Source organism: Paenibacillus qinlingensis (assembly GCF_013204845.1).
GTDB classification, from domain to species: Bacteria; Bacillota; Bacilli; order Paenibacillales; family NBRC-103111; genus Paenibacillus_E; species Paenibacillus_E qinlingensis.
In genome coordinates this window covers 1-975 of the sequence record NZ_JABMKY010000052.1, presented here as the reverse complement: position 1 = coordinate 975, position 975 = coordinate 1, and the positions used below count along the sequence as shown (strand labels likewise).

Here is a 975-nt window from a genome sequence, read left to right as displayed (position 1 = left end):
CAGGCCTGTTGATTAACCAAAAAAAGGTAGCCAAAAAGACCGCTCATTCGGTATGGTATTTGTACCCCTACAAACACCCGAAATGAGGCGGCCTCATGAACAAGTCTACTTCACTATCAACGATTCTGCAACGTGTTATCTCGAAAGAAACGGTGCTTTCCTTTATGGGCGAGTTGGATGTAATCGATGTCGCTCGAAAATTCACTATCTACGATTTATTTCTTTTTCTTAGCGAAGCAGCTTTTCAGCAGTGGCGTGGATACCGAGACGGTGAGCAGCGAATGGCTCAATCTGGACTGCGTTCCGCGAATTACTCTACACTTTCAAAGAAAGCAAAGTCAGTGCCCTTTGAACTGTTTAAACGATTGCTGCACTTTATGATTGAATTATGTAATCGGAAAACACGACGTGCCTTGGGCATTCCAAAGGAACTCCTTGTTGTTGACTCCACCCAAATTACAACTGGCCTTGGGCGCATGCCATGGGCTCCTCTGAAAGGTGAAAAAGCTAGTGTTAAGTTACATGTAGCACTTTTAGCGGATCGTGGAGAATTGTATAAGGTTACCGAAACGACAGGTACTGAGCCAGATATGAAATCTTGCCCTGCCGTTCAGGATAGCCAGCGAATCTTGGTTGCAGACCGGGCATATGGGAAGCACGCACGCTTTGATGAGTACCAGGAACAACAAGAGCGGCAGTACTTTGTAATACGACTTCGTGACAATACGACGTTTCATGAGCCTATTCAAAGAGAGCGTAAACGAGATTTTGAAGGAACCATCCACCAAGACTTCACTTGTCAATTAGGCAAAAAGAAGGCACTCAGCAAGAATCGTTTTCGGGTTGTCATTCTCCAAGATCCAAAAGGAAACCCAGTCATTATTGGCACCAATCTACACTGGCATTCTGCAGAAAAGATTGCTGACATTTACAAGCAACGGTGGCAGATTGAAGTGTTTTTTCGTTGGATCAAAC

At 44.6% G+C, this 975-nt stretch carries 1 protein-coding gene; it reads left to right on the top strand.

Features of this window, described 5'->3' with window-relative positions; all coding sequences use genetic code 11:
* Window positions 1–95: 95 nt before the first annotated feature.
* Window positions 96–975 (top strand): IS4 family transposase (locus HQN88_RS37195; protein WP_173121631.1); only part of this gene is annotated, 880 nt, incomplete at its 3' end.